15 protein-coding genes and 1 pseudogene are annotated in these 16,442 nt (G+C 64.6%); 11 read left to right on the top strand and 5 right to left on the bottom strand.

The genetic code is table 11. The features are described from left to right. Positions 1 to 94 precede the first annotated feature (94 nt). Complete coding sequence (locus tag ACVINW_RS36080; RefSeq protein ID WP_456755689.1) at positions 95 to 1,507, bottom strand: MFS transporter; 1,413 nt, start codon at positions 1,505 to 1,507, stop codon at positions 95 to 97. Between the two features lie 285 nt (positions 1,508 to 1,792). On the opposite strand from ACVINW_RS36080, the gene ACVINW_RS36075 reads away from it, so the two are divergent. The 4 genes from ACVINW_RS36075 (at position 1,793) to ACVINW_RS36060 (ending at position 4,977) form a co-directional block, all read left to right on the top strand. Further along, on the top strand, positions 1,793 to 2,200 hold the full coding sequence (locus ACVINW_RS36075) for a hypothetical protein (protein ID WP_456755688.1): 408 nt from the start codon (positions 1,793 to 1,795) through the stop codon (positions 2,198 to 2,200). Between the two features lie 156 nt (positions 2,201 to 2,356). Further along, on the top strand, positions 2,357 to 3,136 hold the full coding sequence (locus ACVINW_RS36070) for an NYN domain-containing protein (RefSeq protein ID WP_456755687.1): 780 nt from the start codon (positions 2,357 to 2,359) through the stop codon (positions 3,134 to 3,136). A 211-nt stretch (positions 3,137 to 3,347) separates the two neighbouring features. Next, entirely contained in the window at positions 3,348 to 3,737 is a 390-nt protein-coding gene (locus tag ACVINW_RS36065; protein ID WP_456755686.1) for a DUF1236 domain-containing protein, read from the top strand. 178 nt (positions 3,738 to 3,915) lie between these two features. After that, positions 3,916 to 4,977 carry a ketopantoate reductase family protein gene (locus ACVINW_RS36060; protein WP_456755685.1) on the top strand — a complete coding sequence of 354 codons (1,062 nt, stop codon included), beginning with the start codon at positions 3,916 to 3,918 and terminating at the stop codon, positions 4,975 to 4,977. A gap of 132 nt (positions 4,978 to 5,109) precedes the next feature. Here ACVINW_RS36060 and ACVINW_RS36055 read toward each other — a convergent pair whose 3' ends face one another. Beyond that, positions 5,110 to 5,712 (bottom strand): thiamine pyrophosphate-dependent enzyme, encoded by a 603-nt coding sequence (locus ACVINW_RS36055; RefSeq protein WP_456755684.1) that lies wholly within the window; start codon positions 5,710 to 5,712, stop codon positions 5,110 to 5,112. Between the two features lie 8 nt (positions 5,713 to 5,720). Beyond that, a complete protein-coding gene (locus ACVINW_RS36050; RefSeq protein ID WP_456755683.1) occupies positions 5,721 to 6,296 on the bottom strand; it encodes a thiamine pyrophosphate-binding protein in 576 nt (191 codons plus the stop codon). Positions 6,297 to 6,571: 275 nt separating this feature from the next. Between ACVINW_RS36050 and ACVINW_RS36045 the strand changes: the two genes are divergently transcribed. The 4 genes from ACVINW_RS36045 (at position 6,572) to ACVINW_RS36030 (ending at position 10,387) form a co-directional block, all read left to right on the top strand. Next, positions 6,572 to 7,537, top strand: a complete 966-nt coding sequence (locus tag ACVINW_RS36045) for a Bug family tripartite tricarboxylate transporter substrate binding protein (RefSeq protein WP_456755682.1) — start codon at positions 6,572 to 6,574, stop codon at positions 7,535 to 7,537. A gap of 4 nt (positions 7,538 to 7,541) precedes the next feature. After that, positions 7,542 to 8,438, top strand: coding sequence for an amidohydrolase family protein (locus ACVINW_RS36040; protein ID WP_456755681.1), 897 nt, complete (start codon positions 7,542 to 7,544; stop codon positions 8,436 to 8,438). A gap of 15 nt (positions 8,439 to 8,453) precedes the next feature. After that, positions 8,454 to 9,503, top strand: coding sequence for a hydroxyacid dehydrogenase (locus tag ACVINW_RS36035; protein ID WP_456755680.1), 1,050 nt, complete (start codon positions 8,454 to 8,456; stop codon positions 9,501 to 9,503). Positions 9,504 to 10,171: 668 nt separating this feature from the next. Beyond that, the gene (locus ACVINW_RS36030) at positions 10,172 to 10,387 is read left to right on the top strand and encodes a hypothetical protein (protein ID WP_021082086.1); all 216 of its coding nucleotides are present in this window, start codon (positions 10,172 to 10,174) and stop codon (positions 10,385 to 10,387) included. A gap of 22 nt (positions 10,388 to 10,409) precedes the next feature. On the opposite strand, the pseudogene ilvD reads toward ACVINW_RS36030, so the two are convergent. After that, positions 10,410 to 12,256 (bottom strand): annotated as a pseudogene (gene ilvD, locus ACVINW_RS36025) (dihydroxy-acid dehydratase). Between the two features lie 484 nt (positions 12,257 to 12,740). Between ilvD and ACVINW_RS36020 the strand changes: the two are divergent. Continuing rightward, a complete protein-coding gene (locus ACVINW_RS36020) occupies positions 12,741 to 13,118 on the top strand; it encodes a hypothetical protein (protein WP_456755679.1) in 378 nt (125 codons plus the stop codon). Between the two features lie 69 nt (positions 13,119 to 13,187). Here ACVINW_RS36020 and ACVINW_RS36015 read toward each other — a convergent pair whose 3' ends face one another. Continuing rightward, positions 13,188 to 14,183: a LysR family transcriptional regulator gene (locus tag ACVINW_RS36015; RefSeq protein WP_456755678.1), complete on the bottom strand. Its 996-nt coding sequence runs from the start codon at positions 14,181 to 14,183 to the stop codon at positions 13,188 to 13,190. Positions 14,184 to 14,367: 184 nt separating this feature from the next. Between ACVINW_RS36015 and ACVINW_RS36010 the strand changes: the two genes are divergently transcribed. Together ACVINW_RS36010 and ACVINW_RS36005 are read left to right on the top strand one after the other, a co-directional pair. Then, entirely contained in the window at positions 14,368 to 15,300 is a 933-nt protein-coding gene (locus tag ACVINW_RS36010; RefSeq protein WP_456755677.1) for an ABC transporter permease, read from the top strand. An 81-nt stretch (positions 15,301 to 15,381) separates the two neighbouring features. After that, positions 15,382 to 16,404: a sugar ABC transporter substrate-binding protein gene (locus ACVINW_RS36005; protein WP_456755676.1), complete on the top strand. Its 1,023-nt coding sequence runs from the start codon at positions 15,382 to 15,384 to the stop codon at positions 16,402 to 16,404. The last annotated feature ends 38 nt before the right edge of the window (positions 16,405 to 16,442 follow it).

Genomic DNA, 16,442 nt, shown 5'->3' with positions numbered 1-16,442 from the left:
GCTGTACAGCAGATATCTCACACGCCCGATGGGCACTGACAAGGCCGGCCTATCAGTCTAAGCGAATCGGGGGCCGCGAAGGGTCATGCATTGATCAGTGCGAAATGCTCTCCAGCGTCCGGCCGCGGGTTTCCTCGCCGAGCAACAGCACCGCAAGCGCGGCCACCACGAACGCGCCGGCGCCGAGCGCGAACACGCCGCCCTGTCCGGCCGCCGGCAGGATCACGCCGATCACATAGGGGCCGATCAGCGAACCGATTCGGCCGACCGCGGAGGCAAAGCCGGTTCCGGTCGCCCGGACATGGGTCGGGTACAGTTCAGGCGTGTAGGCGTAGAGCGCCGACCACATGCCGAACAGGAAGAACTGCATGCAGAGGCCGGCAATGATGAGCTGGGTCTGGTCCGCCGCCGAGCCGTAGAAGTGGCAGGCGATCGCGCCGCAGAGCAGGTTCATCACCAGCGTCGCCCTTCGGCCCCAGGATTCGACGAGCCACGCCGACATCAGGAAGCCGGGGATGCCCGCGAGCGAGATCAGGATGGTGTAGAAAACCGATTTGGTGATCGGAAATCCTTTGGCCTGCAACAGTGCGCCGAGCCAGGTGGTCAGGCCGTAGAAGCCGAGCAGCGCGAAGAACCACAGCGTCCACAACATCGTGGTTCGCTTGGCGTAGACGCCTGAAAACAGCGTCCTCAGGCCGGTCACTTCCGAGGCGGGAGCGGCGGGCTGCCGCACCACCGGCGGCAGATCGTGACTGCCGAGGCGATCGCGCACCCTGGTTTCGATGTCGCGCACGGTCGCTTCGGCCCGCTCCGAATAGCCATGCGACGCGAGCCAGCGCGGCGATTCCGGCACATAGCGTCGCACCACCAGCACGAAGACGGCCGGGATTGCCTGCAGGATGAAGACCCAGCGCCAGTCGGCGGCCTGCAGCACGAAGTAGGTCAACAGCCCCGACGCGATGAAGCCGAGCGGCCAAAATCCTTCGAGGAACGCGATGTAGCGGCCGCGGTTCCTGGCCGGCATGATTTCCGAGACCATCGACTGCGCGACCGGAAACTCCATGCCCATTCCGAAGCCGAGCAGCAGGCGGGATGCGCCGAGCGCGGTCGCCGTCGTGGAGAGACCGCAGAACAGGCTGCCCAGGCCCCAGAAGATCATGCTGACCTGGAAGACGCGGGCGCGGCCGAACCGGTCGGCCAGCAGGCCGGCGGACGCAGCGCCCATGAACATGCCGAGGAAGCTCATGCTCGACAGCAGGCCGGCCTCCGCCGTCGACAGGCCGAAGGTCTGGCGGATCGAGCCGAGCACGAAAGTCAGCGCGGCGAGATCCATGCTGTCGAAGAACCACGCGGTCGCGATGATCCCGAAGATCCAGCGCTGATAGGAGGTCAGCGGCAGGCGTTCGAGCCGTGCCGCGATATCGGCCACCTGCTGCGCCTGCGCGGTTCGTGCAACGGCGGCTGGAGCCCGGCTTCCGGCCGATGCCGTGACGTCGGAAATGGTCATTGCTGTCCTCCCCAGGTGGACATTGGCGGGCTGTTGGACGGGCTCTTGCGGCTCTTTAATAAAATGTCACACGGATAGCAGTAATATGTCAATTGCTGATCACGAGCAGATTGGCAGCACGGGCCCCTTGTGATCCGATCGGCTATGGATGCCGCTTCGGCCAGTTTCCGAACCGCCATCAAGACCGGGTTAACGGCATCCGAGAAATCGGGGGCTAACGGATAATCCGGCTTTAACGGGGGGCCGATTACACGTCGCTTGGTTGCACGGAGGCGTTTTCCCCATATGTCAGTTCAGGTCGATTCGGATTTTGCGAGCGAGGATCGCGCGCGTGCGCAGATCGGTGCGGCGGTGAGCTTTTTGCTCCGCGACGCGAGCGGCGTCGCACGCGAGCATGCCGTCGAGGCCATCGTCGAGATGGTGCGCCAGCTTGCAAGCCTGCCGCCGACGCTGGACACGCCATCGATTCAGCCATTGATGAGCGGCATCGCCTATCGCGACTTCGTCATCGATGCCTACCGCCGCGATGTCGATCGCTGGCGCGCGACCATCCGCCGCTCGAACGGCAAGAAGATCCGGATCGCCTCGCCGCCTTCGGTGCGCGACGAGGCGACGACGACGGCGGATGCGATCACCGCCGAGAAGGCTATCGAGTTCGCCAGGCGGGCGATCGACATGGGCGAGGTGCTCTGACCCGTACGGCACCAAGCTTGCCGCGGCGGCGAAACGCTGTCTGACAGCCGGTGACTCTATGCTTGGGACGCGCGATGTGCTCCGATACGACGGCTGCGCCGGTTCCGGAGCCGTCGACCGGAATCTCGATCCATCGTGTCCCAGCCGAGAAACGCCATGCCGTCCGAACTCCGCTCGCCCCGTCTCGCCGTCCTGATCGACGCCGACAATGCATCCGCAAAGATCGCCGACGGGCTGTTCGAGGAGATCGCCAAGATCGGCGAAGCCAGCGTGCGCCGCATCTACGGCGACTTCTCCAATCCGCGGTCCAGGGCTTGGGCCGACATCCTGTCGAAGCACGCCATCATCCCGCAGCAGCAATTCGCCTACACCACCGGCAAGAATGCATCCGACATCACCCTGGTGATCGACGCCATGGACCTGCTGCACAGCGGCCGGTTCGACGGCTTCTGCCTGGTGTCGTCGGACAGCGATTTCACCCGGCTTGCCGCCCGCATCCGCGAGCACGGCATCGACGTGTTCGGGTTCGGCGAGCAGAAGACGCCGGAGAGTTTCCGGCAGGCCTGCCGCCGGTTCGTCTATACCGAGAATCTGCGCGGTGGCGCGACGAGCCATAAGGATGCGGCGGTGCGTCCGCAGCCGCTGCAGCCGCCGGACGCCGCCACGCCGATCCTCAAGAACGTCATCAGCCAGATGGCCAGCGAAGACGGCTGGGTGACGCTCGGCGAGGTTGGCCGGCAGCTCGCCAATCTCGCATCGGATTTCGATCAAAGGACCTACGGCTTCCGCACGCTCGGCGAGCTGGTGCGCAGGACCAACGCGTTCGAGATCGAGTCGAAAGGCGGGACGATGCGGATTCGCATCAAGCCGGCGGCTGCGCCGCCGCCACGACGGCGCGCGCCACGACGGCGAGCCGATCCGAAACCGCCGCAGTGAAAGGCGCGCGGCTGCACTGAACCGGTCTTTGAATCTGAACCAATGATGAATGCCGCTACGGACAAGATCCGGAGCGGCATCTTTCACTAGCGTGGGAACCGAAACGAGTTGCGGCGGAACTGAAATTTGCGCTCAAGTTGCGCGCTGGAACTGGAACGTCTCGTTCCCTGCGATGTTGAAGGGGCGTCTTGCAACTCGGAGGAGGACAACCATGAACAAGCGTTTTGCCGTTTCCCTTGTCGCTGCCGCCTCGCTGCTCGCGTCCGGCTCGGCCTTCGCGCAGTCGACGACTGCAGCGGGCGCCGCCAACGGTGCGCGGACCGGTGGCGAGATCGCGGGCCCGGTCGGCGAGATCGTCGGCGGCACGGTCGGCGCCGCAGTCGGTGCCGGCCTTGAAATCCCAAATGCCGTGATCACCGCGATCCCGCGCGACGAGCCGTCGGTCGTGGTGCGTGAGCGCGTCGTGGTCGGCGAGCCGCTGCCCGACACCGTCGTGCTGCGCCCGGTGCCGCGCTACAGCGAATATCGCTATGCCGTGGTCAATGATCGCCGCGTGATCGTGGAGCCGCGCACCCGCCGGATCGTGAAGATCATCGACTGATCGGGCGTGTTCTTACTTGTCGAGATCCTCGCGGGCAGATCGCCCGCGAGGATTTTCGCATGGCACAGGCCCGCTTTTTTCATGAAGCAGCCAGTTGGCCTGGCGGCTCGATCGCCTAGACTGGCGCGCAATCGGCGAACGCAGCCAGCGTCCGCCCCAATCAAGAGCAGGGTGGAACATGGATCGGAAGATCGCGATCGTCGGCGCCGGTGCGGTCGGCGGCTACGCCGGTGCGCATATGGTGCAGGCGGGGGAGGACGTCACCTTCATCGATCCCTGGCCCGAGCACGTCGCGCACATGCGCAAGCACGGGCTGCGCGTTACCCACGCAATGGATGTCGCCGAGTTCTCGGTGCCGGTGCGTGCGCTTGATATCACCGACGCGCAGCGGCTCGCAAAGGAGAAGCCGGTCGATATCGCGTTCGTCTGCATGAAGTCCTACGACACGGCCTGGGCCACCATGCTGATCCGGCAATATCTGGCGCCTGACGGCTACGTCGTGTCGCTGCAGAACTGCATGAACGAGGAGACCATCGCCGGCATCGTCGGCTGGGGCAAGACGCTCGGCTGCATCGCGAGCAGCATCACCGTCAATTTGCCGGAGCCCGGCCACATCCACCGCGGCGCCGGCAAGGGCGGGGCGGCGCACACTGTATTCCGCGCCGGCGAGGTGCATGGCCGCATCACCGCCCGGGCAGAGGAGGTGTGCCGGCTGGTCGGCTATTCCGACAGCGCCAAGGTCACCTCGAATCTCTGGGGTGAGCGCTGGTCCAAGCTCGTTGCCAATGTGATGGGCAACGGGCTGTCGGCCTGCACCGGCCTAGCGGGCGGCGAGGTGCTGCAAAGCGAGCCGCTGCGCCGATTCTCGACCCGGCTCGGCAGCGAGGCGATCCGCGTTGGCCAGGCGCAGGGCTATCAGCTGGAAGAGATCCTGCATCTGCCGCCCGAGACGATCGCCCGCGCCGGCGAGGGCGACGAGGCCGCAACCCGCGCCTGCGACGAGCAGCGCTTCAAGGATGCCAAGCGCACCTCGTCGGCGCAGCGCCCCTCGATGGGCCAGGACATGCAGAAGGGCCGCCGCACCGAGATCGAATTCCTCAACGGTCTCGTGGTGCGCGAAGGCGAGAAGCTCGGCATCGCCTGCAATGCCAATGCCGCGCTGACCGACATCGTCAAGCGCGTCGAGCGCGGCGAACTCGCGCCGGATCCGCGGCACATCACCGAGCTGCGGATGAATTGAGCGGGAAGCTCTCGTTGCCTCTCGTCATTGCGAGGAGCGAAGCGACGAAGCAATCCACTTCCCGCACGGCCGGAGAGGTGGATTGCTTCGCTCCGCTCGCAATGACGACTGGAGATATTGCGATAGACCGCCCTACAGCAGTTGCCGCACCCCCATCCCGTTCATGAACCGCTCGCGGATCTGCACGGGATCGCGTCTTGTCGTGCCGGTGCCGGGCTTGTCGTCGATGCGGACGCCGATCAGGGTTGGGCCTGCGGTCTGCTTCGACTGTTCGATCAGCCGCTCGAAATCGTCCTCGTCGGCGGCCCAGGAGCTGTTGGCAAGGCCGCTGGCGAGCGCGACTGCGACGATGTCGGTATGGCCGGCGGCCGGGGTCGGCTGGCTGCCGGTGATCTGGTAGATGCCGTTGTCCATCACCACCACGGTGAGATTCTCCGGCGCCAGCGTCGCGATGGTCGAGAGACAGCCGAGCTGCATCAACAGCGAGCCGTCGCCTTCCAGCGCGAACACGCGCCGCTTCGGCTGCGCCAGTGCGACGCCGAGCGCGATCGGGAAGGCGAGCCCCATGCTGCCCAGCATGTAGAAATTCTGCGGGCGGTGGCCCGCGGCCCACAGATCGAAGTTGGTGTTGCCGATGCCGCCGATCACGGCCTCGTCCGTCAGCCCGGCGACGAGGCGCTGGGTGAGATCGAAGCGGTTCATCACCTTGGTGTTGCGTGCGGGAGTGTTGGTCATGGCTGATCTCACTTGTCGAAGGTCTTGCCGCCGGTCAAAAGCGGCGAGAGGATCAGCGCCACCGGCGCCTGGGTGGTGACGGCCTGCTTGATCGAGCGGTCGGCGATGAATTCGAGCTCGTCGAGCCTTGTAATGGTGTGATGCTCCACGGCAAGCGAATCCAGCACCGGGCGCATGGTGCGGCAGACCAGCGCCTGGCCGTAATTGAACTCGCCGAGCGTGCCGCGCTCGGAGACGAACATGATCAGCGGGATCTGGTAGGGCACCGCGAGCGAGGCCAGCACATTGGCGAGTGTGGCAAATCCCGAGGTCTGCATCAGCACCGCGCCGCGCATCCCCGCCATCCAGGCGCCCGAGACGATGCCGACGGCCTCTTCCTCGCGCGCGGTCGGAAATGTCGTGAAATAGGGATCGGCGTGCAGGTCCTTGATCAGCGTGGTCAGCACCCGGTCGGGCACATAGGGCACCAGCTTGATCTCGTTCCGCTTCAGCGTCTGCAGCACGATGCCGTGCCAGGTGGTCGCCGCATCCTGGGACTTATCCTTGGCTTTATCCTTGGACGAGGCTTGTTCCGCGGCCGCCATCCTGCTCTCCCTGCTCGCGCGACCTGCTGGAGCCGTTTCCGTTCTGATTGGATCAGAACGGAGCTCCAGTTTTCTTACTTGACGCGTTTTCTTGACGCGAACCGGTGTCCACTTCGCTCGAAAACGCTCCCGTAGCCGCTTGCGGCACAAAACTTGACGCCGTGCATGTGATTGTCAACATGCCCCGGCCGCATCGCGATCTGCGGAATTCGGCGGTCCTGACGCCTGCCGCAACATGCGATACAGGCAGCAACGATAAACGACGGGAGGCGTGCATGGCCCGGTGGGTCTGGCGGATGGCCATCGCGGTCGCGGCGATGATCGCGGCCGGGCTCGCGTCCGCGCAGCCGTACCCGGCCAAGGCCGTTCACATTCTCGTTCCGTATCCGCCCGGCGGCGGCGTCGACGTGCTGACGCGGACGCTGGCTGAAGAGGTGTCGAAGAGCTGGACGCAGTCGATCGTGGTCGAGAACCGGCCCGGCGCCGGTGGGGTGATTGCCTCGCAAGCGATCGCGAGCTCGGCGCCCGACGGCTACAACCTGATCATGGTGGCGAGCGGCCACGCCACCAATCCGTTCCTTTATCCGAGGCTGCCTTACGATACGTTCAAGGATTTTTCGCCGATCTCGCTGCTCGCGTCGTCGCCGAACGTGCTGCTGGTGCGCGCGGATTCGCCGTTCAAGTCGGTCGGTGACGTCGTCGCCGCGGCGAAGGCGAAGCCGGGCAGCCTGTCGTTCGCGCATGCCGGCAACGGCACGTCGACCCATCTGGCCGGCGAGCTGCTCAACAATCTCGCAAAAATCGAGATCAGTGCGATCCCCTACAAGGGCGGTGCGCCGGCGATCAATGATCTGCTTGGCGGGCAGATTCCGATGTCGTTCAACAACGGGCCGGAATCGGTCGGGCAGTTGCAGGCCGGCACGGTTCGCGCGCTGGCGGTGACGACGGCGTCGCGCGCGCCGTTTCTGCCTGACGTGCCGAGCATGGCGGAGACCGTGCCGGGCTACGACACCGAGGTGTGGTGGGGGCTGCTTGGTCCCGGCAACATGCCGGCCGGCCTCGTCGCGAAGCTCTCGCATGATTTCGTCGCGGCGGTGAATACCGATGCCGTGAAGGAGCGTCTCGGCAAGCTCGGCGCGATTTCGATCGGGAGCACGCCGGAGCAATTCGCCGCCAAGATCAAGGCCGACTACGACAAATGGGGGCCGATCATCAAGGCCGCCGGCATGAAGGCGGAGTAAGCCAATGGCTGCATCAGAGATTCCAGCCTGCCTGCCGCCGCGTCCGGTGACGCCGCCGCGGGAGAAGCTGCCGCCGAAGGCCTGCGATACGCATGCGCATGTGTTCGGCCCCGCCGACCGCTTTCCCTATGCCGGCGATCGGAGCTACACGCCGCCGGACGCACCGCTTGCGAGCTATCTCGGCATGCTCGATGCACTCGGGTTCAGCCGCGGCGTGCTGGTGCAGGGCAGTGCACACGGCCACGACAATTCGGCAATGCTGGATGCGTTGCAGCGTGAGCCCGCTCGCCTGCGCGGCGTCGCGGTGGCCGATGCCGACGTCGCGGCGGGCACGCTGCGGCAATGGCATGTGCTCGGCGTGCGCGGCCTGCGCTTCAACCATTTCTTTCGCGGCGGGCAGCTGCATTATCGCGGCGGCATTCCGCTTGGCGTCGCCGAGACGCATGCGGCCGTGATGGGCGAGCTCGGCTGGCATCTGCAGCTCTGGATCGATGTGAAGGATCTGCCGGACACGATCCCGACGCTGAAGGCGCTCGGCTTGCCGGTCGTGGTCGATCACATGGGCCGCACCGATGCGGCCGCAGGGATCAACACCGCCGGTTTCCAGAGCCTGCTGCGCGCGGTGGATGAGGGCTGGTGCTGGGCCAAGCTGTCGGGCGCGCATCGCCTGAGCCGGCGGTCGCCGGATTATCCGGATGCGCGGCCGTTCCACGAAGCGTTGGTCGCGGCCAATCCTGAACGACTGGTGTGGGGCGGCGACTGGCCGCATCCTCGCGTGGAGGGCGAGATGCCCGACGCCGGCCATCTGCTGACGCTGTTCCAGGAGTGGACGCCGGATGCCGCCACCCGGCACCGCATCCTCGTCGACAATCCGGCACGACTCTATGGCTTCCCAAACTGAAGGCTGCTCGAAGACATGACCGTCAACAACAAGCGCGTGTTCTACGTCAAATACCTCGCCCACGAGATCTATGTCGACATCCTGAAGAAGCGGCCGGATGTCCGGCTCGATCGCCTGGAGAACGAGACGCCGGAGGCGACGTTCGCGCCGGTGCTCGCCGACGCGCATGCCTATCAGATCGGCGCCGCCCGCGACGAGCTGGCGCCGCATTTCCATGCCCATGCCGAGCTGTTGAAGCGCGCGCCGAACCTCTTGATCGTGTCCTCGAACGGCGCCGGCTTCGATCCCGTCGATGTCGATGCCTGCACCGCCGCGGGCGTGCTGGTGGTCAACCAGTCCGGCGGCAACGCCAATTCGGTCGCCGAGCACGCGCTCGGCATGATGCTGACGCTGTCGAAGCGCATCATCCAGTCCGACCGTCGGCTGCGGCGCGAGGCCAACGTCAATCGCAACGACCTGATCGGCAACGAGCTGAACCACAAGACCGTCGGCATCGTCGGTCTCGGCAATGTCGGCCGCCGCATCGCGGAGCTGTGCAAGGGCCTCCTGCACATGAAGGTGATCGCCTACGATCCGTATCTGACGGCGGAGGAGATGGCCAAGCGGGGCGGGGAAAAGGTCGAGCTCGACGATCTCCTGCGCCGCGCCGATTTCGTCTCGATCTCCTGTCCGCTCGACAGCAAGAGTCGAGGCATGATCGGTGCGCGCGAATTCGCGCTGATGCAGCCGCACGCCTATTTCGTCACTACCGCGCGCGGCTTCATCCATGACGAGAAGGCGCTGGAAGAGACGCTGCGCGACAAGCGCATCGCCGGTGCCGGCCTCGATGTCTGGGCCAAGGAGCCGCCGCCGCCGGATCATCCGCTCTTGCAATTCGACAACGTGCTGGCGAGCCCGCACACCGCCGGCGTCACCCGCGAGGCGCGCATCAACATGGGCCGGATCGCCGCCGAGCAGATCCTCGACGCCCTCGACGGCAAGCGCCCGCCGCGCATCATCAATCCCGAGGTCTGGCCGGTGTATGCGCGACGATTCGAGAAGGCGTTCGGGTTCATGCCGGGGTAGGGCGCGGTGGTAGCTCTCGCCTTCGTGGAGTGAGCACACTGGCCAGGCTCCTCTCCCCTTGCGGGGGAGGGTGGGGAGAGGAGTGGCCCCGGGCGAGAGCATCGACGAAGACCGATCGTCGCAATTTCGATCGCGCGTGTTGGGGGTCCAAAGTGAGAGAGTGTGCCGTGCGGTACCCCTCTCCCTAATCCTGCCCCCGCAAGGGGGGAACCCTTCCACCGGTGTGTCCCTTAACAGCGAAACGAGAAGCGTGGCGGCGTGACGCGGCGGCCCCGAGAAGCCGGAGAAAATCTCCTTCGCCAGCGCCGCGATTCGGGCAACAAACCCACTGCCGAACCGTCATCCCGCAACACGCCCGTTGTTATTTTCCCTGAGATATCGACGGCTTAGCCTGATATCGCCATGTTCCCGGTGTGCCCGACCATTGCGGGCACGGAAGGAAGATGATCATGCGACAGGTCCAGTCATTGCTCCGCAACGCGCCCGCGAGAATCGGCCGCCGTCTTGCGCAGATCGTCGCGATCGCCGCCGCCAGCCTGCCGCAGGCCGGCGCCTAGTTTTCCACCGCGCAAAGCGCCGCACCCGCGCGCGTCGAATTAACTCAACCCCATTTCGCGTTAGTGCTAAAGCGGTACTCCCGGCTCTTCCGGTCCAGCAGGGAGGGTTTCATGTCACGCTTCGTCGTTCATTTCATGAAGGACGTGCTCGGCGGCAATGGCCGCCAGCGCGAGGTCTGCCAGGGCGCGCTTGAGATCGACGCGTTGAGCGAAGGCCAGGCCACCGAGATGGCCAAGGTCAAATTCTGTCAGGAACAATCGCTGTGCGACTGGTCACTGCATGCCGACCGCATCCGGATCGAAGCGGCCGACTTGCAAATGACTTAGCGCTGACGCGCTTCGCGCGGTCCTACTCCGGCAGGATGCGCACCGCACCCTTCGCCGCGCTGCTCGCGAACGCCGCATAGGCCTTGAGTGCAGTCGAGACGGCGCGCTTGCGCGGCGCCGCCGGCTTCCATGCCGCATTGCCCTTGGCTTCCATCGCGGCGCGACGGCGCTTCAGCTCGGCATCATCGACCCTGAGGTTGACCTTGCGGTTCGGGATGTCGAACTCGATGATGTCGCCTTCCTCGACCAGGCCGATCAATCCGCCCTCGGCGGCTTCCGGCGAGACGTGGCCGATCGACAGGCCCGACGAGCCGCCGGAGAAGCGGCCGTCGGTGATCAGCGCGCAGGCCTTTCCGAGGCCCTTCGACTTCAGATAGCTGGTCGGGTAGAGCATCTCCTGCATGCCCGGGCCGCCGCGCGGACCTTCATAGCGGATCAGCACGACATCGCCGGCCTTGACCTTGTTGGTGAGGATGGCGTCGACCGACGCGTCCTGGCTCTCGAAGATGCGGGCCGGACCTGAGAATGTCAGAATGCTCTGGTCGACGCCGGCGGTCTTTACGATGCAGCCGTCTTCCGCAAGATTGCCGAACAGCACCGCGAGGCCGCCGTCCTTGGAGTAGGCATGGGCGGCATCGCGGATGACGCCCGCGTTTCGCGATCGACGTCGACCTCGTCGAAGCGGCGGTCCTGGCTGAAGGCTTCCTGGGTCGGCACGCCACCCGGCGCTGCGCGATAGAAGTTGCGCACCTTGTCGCTCGTGGTCCGCACCACGTCCCAGCGGTTCAGCGCGTCGTTGAGCGTTGTGGCATGCACGGTCGGGCCGTCGGTGGTGAGCAGCTTGGCGCGATCGAGCTCGCCGAGGATCGCCATGATGCCGCCGGCGTGATGCACATCCTCCATGTGGACGTCCTGCACCGAGGGCGCGACCTTGCAGAGCACCGGCACTTTTCGTGACAGCCGGTCGATGTCGGCCATCGTGAACGGCACCTCGCCCTCGCGCGCAGCGGCGAGCAGATGCAGCACGGTGTTGGTGGAGCCGCCCATCGCGATGTCGAGCGTCATCGCGTTCTCGAACGACTTGAAGTTCGCGATGTTGCGCGGCAGCACCTTGGCGTCGTCCTGCTCGTAATAGCGGCGGGCGAGATCGACGATCAGATGGCCGGCCTCGACGAACAGGCTCTTGCGGTCGGCATGCGTCGCCAGCACCGAGCCGTTGCCCGGCAGGGCGAGGCCGAGCGCCTCGGTCAGGCAGTTCATCGAATTCGCGGTGAACATGCCGGAGCAGGAGCCGCAGGTCGGGCAGGCCGAGCGCTCGATCACCTCGACCTCTTCATCCGACACGTTGGAATCGGCGGCCGCGACCATCGCGTCGATCAGGTCGACCGCGCGCTTCTTGCCCTTGAGCAGGATCTTGCCCGACTCCATCGGACCGCCGGAGACGAACACGGTCGGGATGTTGAGCCGCAGCGTCGCCATCAGCATGCCGGGGGTGATCTTGTCGCAGTTGGAGATGCAGACCATCGCGTCGGCGCAATGCGCGTTGACCATGTATTCGACGCTGTCGGCGATCAGCTCGCGCGAGGGCAGGCTGTAGAGCATGCCGTCATGGCCCATCGCGATGCCGTCATCGACTGCAATGGTGTTGAACTCTTTTGCCACCCCGCCGGCCTTCTCGATTTCTCGCGCCACCAATTGCCCGAGGTTCTGCAAATGGACGTGGCCGGGCACGAACTGGGTGAAGGAATTGACCACCGCGATGATCGGCTTGCCGAAATCCTCGTTCTTCATGCCGGTGGCGCGCCAGAGGCCGCGAGCACCCGCCATGTTGCGGCCGTGGGTGGTGGTGCGGGAGCGATAGGCGGGCATCATAAATCCTTGGGCTATGGGCATTTTTTAAGGAGAGACGGGGGTTCTTATGCCTGCCCCCAGCAGCCGATTCAAGCGCGGAACCGCATGGCTGAACCCCGCAATCTGATATCGATCCTCGCCGCGACGGTGACGCCACGGCCGACGCTGATCGCGTTCTTTCCGGTCCCGTCACACCAGATAACCACAAGGCTACACCGTCTGGGCGCAAGACGCTTGCGCGGCTTGTGAGACCGAGCAGGGAGGTCCGACCGGTTCGATCCTCCTGACATAGTCCCGAACGCAGGGCGCGGTATCGCGCGCGGCCGTTGTGCCGAAAGGCCAGGTGCTCAGTTCTTTTTCGCACTTTAGAGTTGTGTTACGTGGCTAATAAAGCCAAAGTGGGTGCTGCGCAGCTATTGGTTTGCGCCCGCGCACATCATCAAAATTTTAGGACCGCTTAGTAGCGGCGAATTGGCCTGATTGCTGATTCTGGAGAAATATTATGAAGATTTTTATCAGTCATAAGATGCCGGCCGATACTCCAGCGGTCAAGGAATTCGGAGACAGGTTGGCACTCTACGCAGGAAGCGCGATCGAGATCTCTCATGCGGGGAAATTCGATAAGGGTGCAGATTTTCGAAATCTAATCGAACAGGAGATTTTGTCGTCTGACATCTTCATCCTCTACTACACGAGCGATAGCTACGATTGGTCGTTCTGCATAACTTCGACAACGAAAGACTATGAGGCCGTAGCCAAGACGCTCTATGCGCTAGGTTTGGAGAATGCAAAATACTATCGGAATTCTGCGACAGCTTACGCCGCGGAAGCTCAATCGTTGTCGGATGTGAGCACTCCACCAGCCCCGGCTCCAAAATGAGGTCGGTCGAGCGAAGCGGCGCCTGCCCGCGCGAAAGGGTGTGGCCAATAGCCACTTCCAGCCCGGCCGCTATTCCGCAGCGAGACTGGTCGCCATCGGGATCGCGATCTTCGGGCGCGTCTTGGCCGCGCGCCGGTTCTTCTTGCTGAAGCGGCTGCCGGCCAGCAGCGCTGCGGCAGCGCGCAGCTGCTCGCGCAGCCACTGATTGGTGGTGTCGTCTTCGGCCGTGGCGTGCCAGTAGAGATAGTTGACGTGCGGGCTGATCGGGAACGGGCAGGGGAAGCACTGCAACTGCCCGGGATCTTCCAGCACCGAAGCGGCGCTTTCGGACGCCGTCAGCAGCATGTTGCTGCGGCTCACGACGTGGCAGGCGGTCGCGAAATTCTGGCAAGTCAGGCGCACGGTGCGGGTCAGGCCGAGGCGCTGCAGCTGAAAATCCTCGAACGAGACGCCGCTGCGCCGCGACGTCACGCAGACATGCTCCATGCGCAAGTAAGCCTTCTTGGCGAGCCGCGCGCCGAGCTCGGGATGGCCACGTCGCGCGAACACCGCAATATGCTCGGTCAGGATCTGCTCGCGCCGCACCTCCGCCGACAGCGGCAGCAGCGTATCGATCGCGACATCCAGCGTGCCGGCGGCGAGCTCGCGCTCCAGATTGTTGCGCTCGCAGCGCACCGTGGCGATCTCGACCAGCGGCGCCACGGCGCTGATCCGGTTGATCAGCGCGCCCAGCATCGGCGCCTCCAGATTGTTGCGCAGGCCGATCACGAACCGCTTCGATGTCCGCGCCGGATCGAACCGGTCGGTGTGGGTCAGCGTGGTCTCGAGGCCGTTGAGCGCCTGGCGCACCGTGGTGATGATCTGGCGTGCCAGCGGGGTCGGCGTCATCACATGGTTGCGGCGCACGAACAGCGGATCGTTGAACATCGCGCGCAGCCGGCTCAGCGCATGGCTCACCGCGGGCTGCGTCAGGTTGAGGCGGAAGCAGGCGCGGCTGACGCCACCCTCGGAATAGATCGCGTCGAACACCACGAACAGGTTCAGGTCGACGTCACGTACATGCATGGAAATAATCTATCCGTATCCGTCGAATGCATTTGACGAATATGAGTTGCCACTCTTAAAGTCTCAAGCAAAATAATACCTGGAGGAAACGATGAGCGTGCAATCGCCATCGCGCGGCGTTGCTGTCCCTGCGGCATCATCTCGCCCGGCTGCAATGTTTGCGAAACCGAGCCAGGAGCAGATCGTGCTCCTGATCACCATCGCGCTTCTTGTCGTATTCGGCCTGACGCTGAACGGCTTTGCCACCGTCTCCAATCTCCTGAATCTGCTGCGAAGTATTTCGATACTCGGCGTGCTCGGGCTCGGCATGGGGCTGATCGTGATCAGCCGCGGCATCGACCTTTCCGAGGTCGCGATCATGGCGGGTTCCTGGGCCATCGCGCTGATCTACATGCAGAACGGCATGCCTGTTTTCACGGCAGTGCTGCTGGCGCTGGCGATCGCGGTGCTGATCGGCGTCGTCAACGGCGTGATGGTCGCCTTCGTCGAGGCGCCGGCGCTGTTCGTGACCTTGGCCGCCGGCTTCGTGATCTATGGGCTCGCGTTCTGGATCGCGCCGGCCTGGGTGGTCTACGCGCCGAAGGATGCACCGGGCCTGATGTATCTCGGCGCCGGACGGCTGTTCGGCATCCCGGTTCCGATCCTGGTGTTCACGGTCGCGGCGATCGCGATGCATTTGTTCCTGTCGCGCACCTCGATCGGCCGCTTCATCTATGCGCAGGGCGACAATCCCGAGGCCGCGCGGCTGACCGGCATTCCGCTGCGGCCGCTGATCGTGCTGGAGCACGTGCTGGTTGCGCTGCTCGCCTGGATTGCAGGCCTGGTCTGGGTCGGCACGACAGGCAGCATGCAGATGGCGATCACGCAGGGGACCATGATCTTCGACGTCGTGCTGGTCGTCGTGATCGGCGGTATCAGCCTGATCGGCGGCCGCGGCAGCGTGTTCAGCGTGGTGGTCGGCTGCATCCTGATCGGCACGCTGCTCAACGCCTTCACCATCATGGATGTCAACAGCGAGGTGCAGAACATCATCAAGGGCGTGGTGCTGCTCGCCGCCATCGTGCTCGACAATTGGCTGCATCCCCGCGACGAGGAGACCGCGCGACAGGGCGACTGAGACAACTCGACTGAGCGCGCCCCTCGCGCCAATCAAAAACAAATCCCAATCAATCAAAAAGCATTTCTTGTGGAGGAGACGATGAAGACGACCAAGTTCTGGACGATCCTGCTCGCCGGTGTGGCGGTTGCCGCGATGCCATTCGCGGCATCGGCGCAGGAGGAGGGCACCAAGGCCGGGCGCGAATTGCGCGCCGCCTACGACAAGTCGCTGCAGGGCAAGACCATCGCCTATCTGCCGATCGCGCTCGGCGTGCCGCTGTCGGACGAATGGGGCCGCGTGGTGCAGGAAGAGGCCGAGTGGCGCGGCATGAAATACGTCGTGCGCGATCCCAACAACAATCCGTCGGCCATGCAGCAGGCGCTGACCGCGCTTGTCGACCAGAAGCCCGATGTGCTGATCGTGCAGAACCCGAGCGTGACCTTGCTGATGAAGGATCTCAAGCGCGCCGAGAGCCAGGGCACGCATGTGATCCAGGTCAACATGGCCTCGAACTACAAGTCGGGCGCCTTCGTCGGCGTCGACTGGCGCGAGATCGGCAGGATGCTCGCCAACGAGACCGTCAAGGCCTGCGGCACCGGTTCCGGCAAGTCGGGCAAGGTGCAGATCGTACAGGGCGAACTGACCGCGGCCGCAAGCGTCGATCAGGTCGGCGCCATCATGGATGTCCTGAACAAGGATCCCAACATCAAGGTGGTGTCGAACCAGGCGGCAAACTGGGACGCCAACACCGCGCTCAACATCACCGCGACCGTGATCCAGCAGCATCCCGATCTCTGCGCCTCGATCGGCTTCTGGGGCATCATGGAGTCGGGCGCCGCGCAGGCGATCCGCAATGCCGGCAAGATCGACGACGTCAAGGTGTTCGCTTCCGGCGAGGGCTCGCAGCTTGATTGCGACCAGGTCAACTCCGGGAATTTCAGCAAATTCCTCAGCTACAAGGCGACCGAGCAGGGTCACGACCTGATGTTCGCGGCCGAGACCCTGCTGATGTCCAGCGACAAGCCGGGTACGAAAAACCTGTCCTATTACACGCGGCCGATCTGGCTCGACAAGTCGAACGCCTCCGGCGCCAACTGTTTCGCGCTACCCAAGAAAAACTAACAAGGCGCGGGGCAGCCGGCGCGGGGGGCATTCCCGCG

Source organism: Bradyrhizobium sp. USDA 4461, from assembly GCF_054055655.1.
Note: the sequence above shows the minus strand (reverse complement) of the source record. Positions and strands in the feature narration are given on the sequence as shown.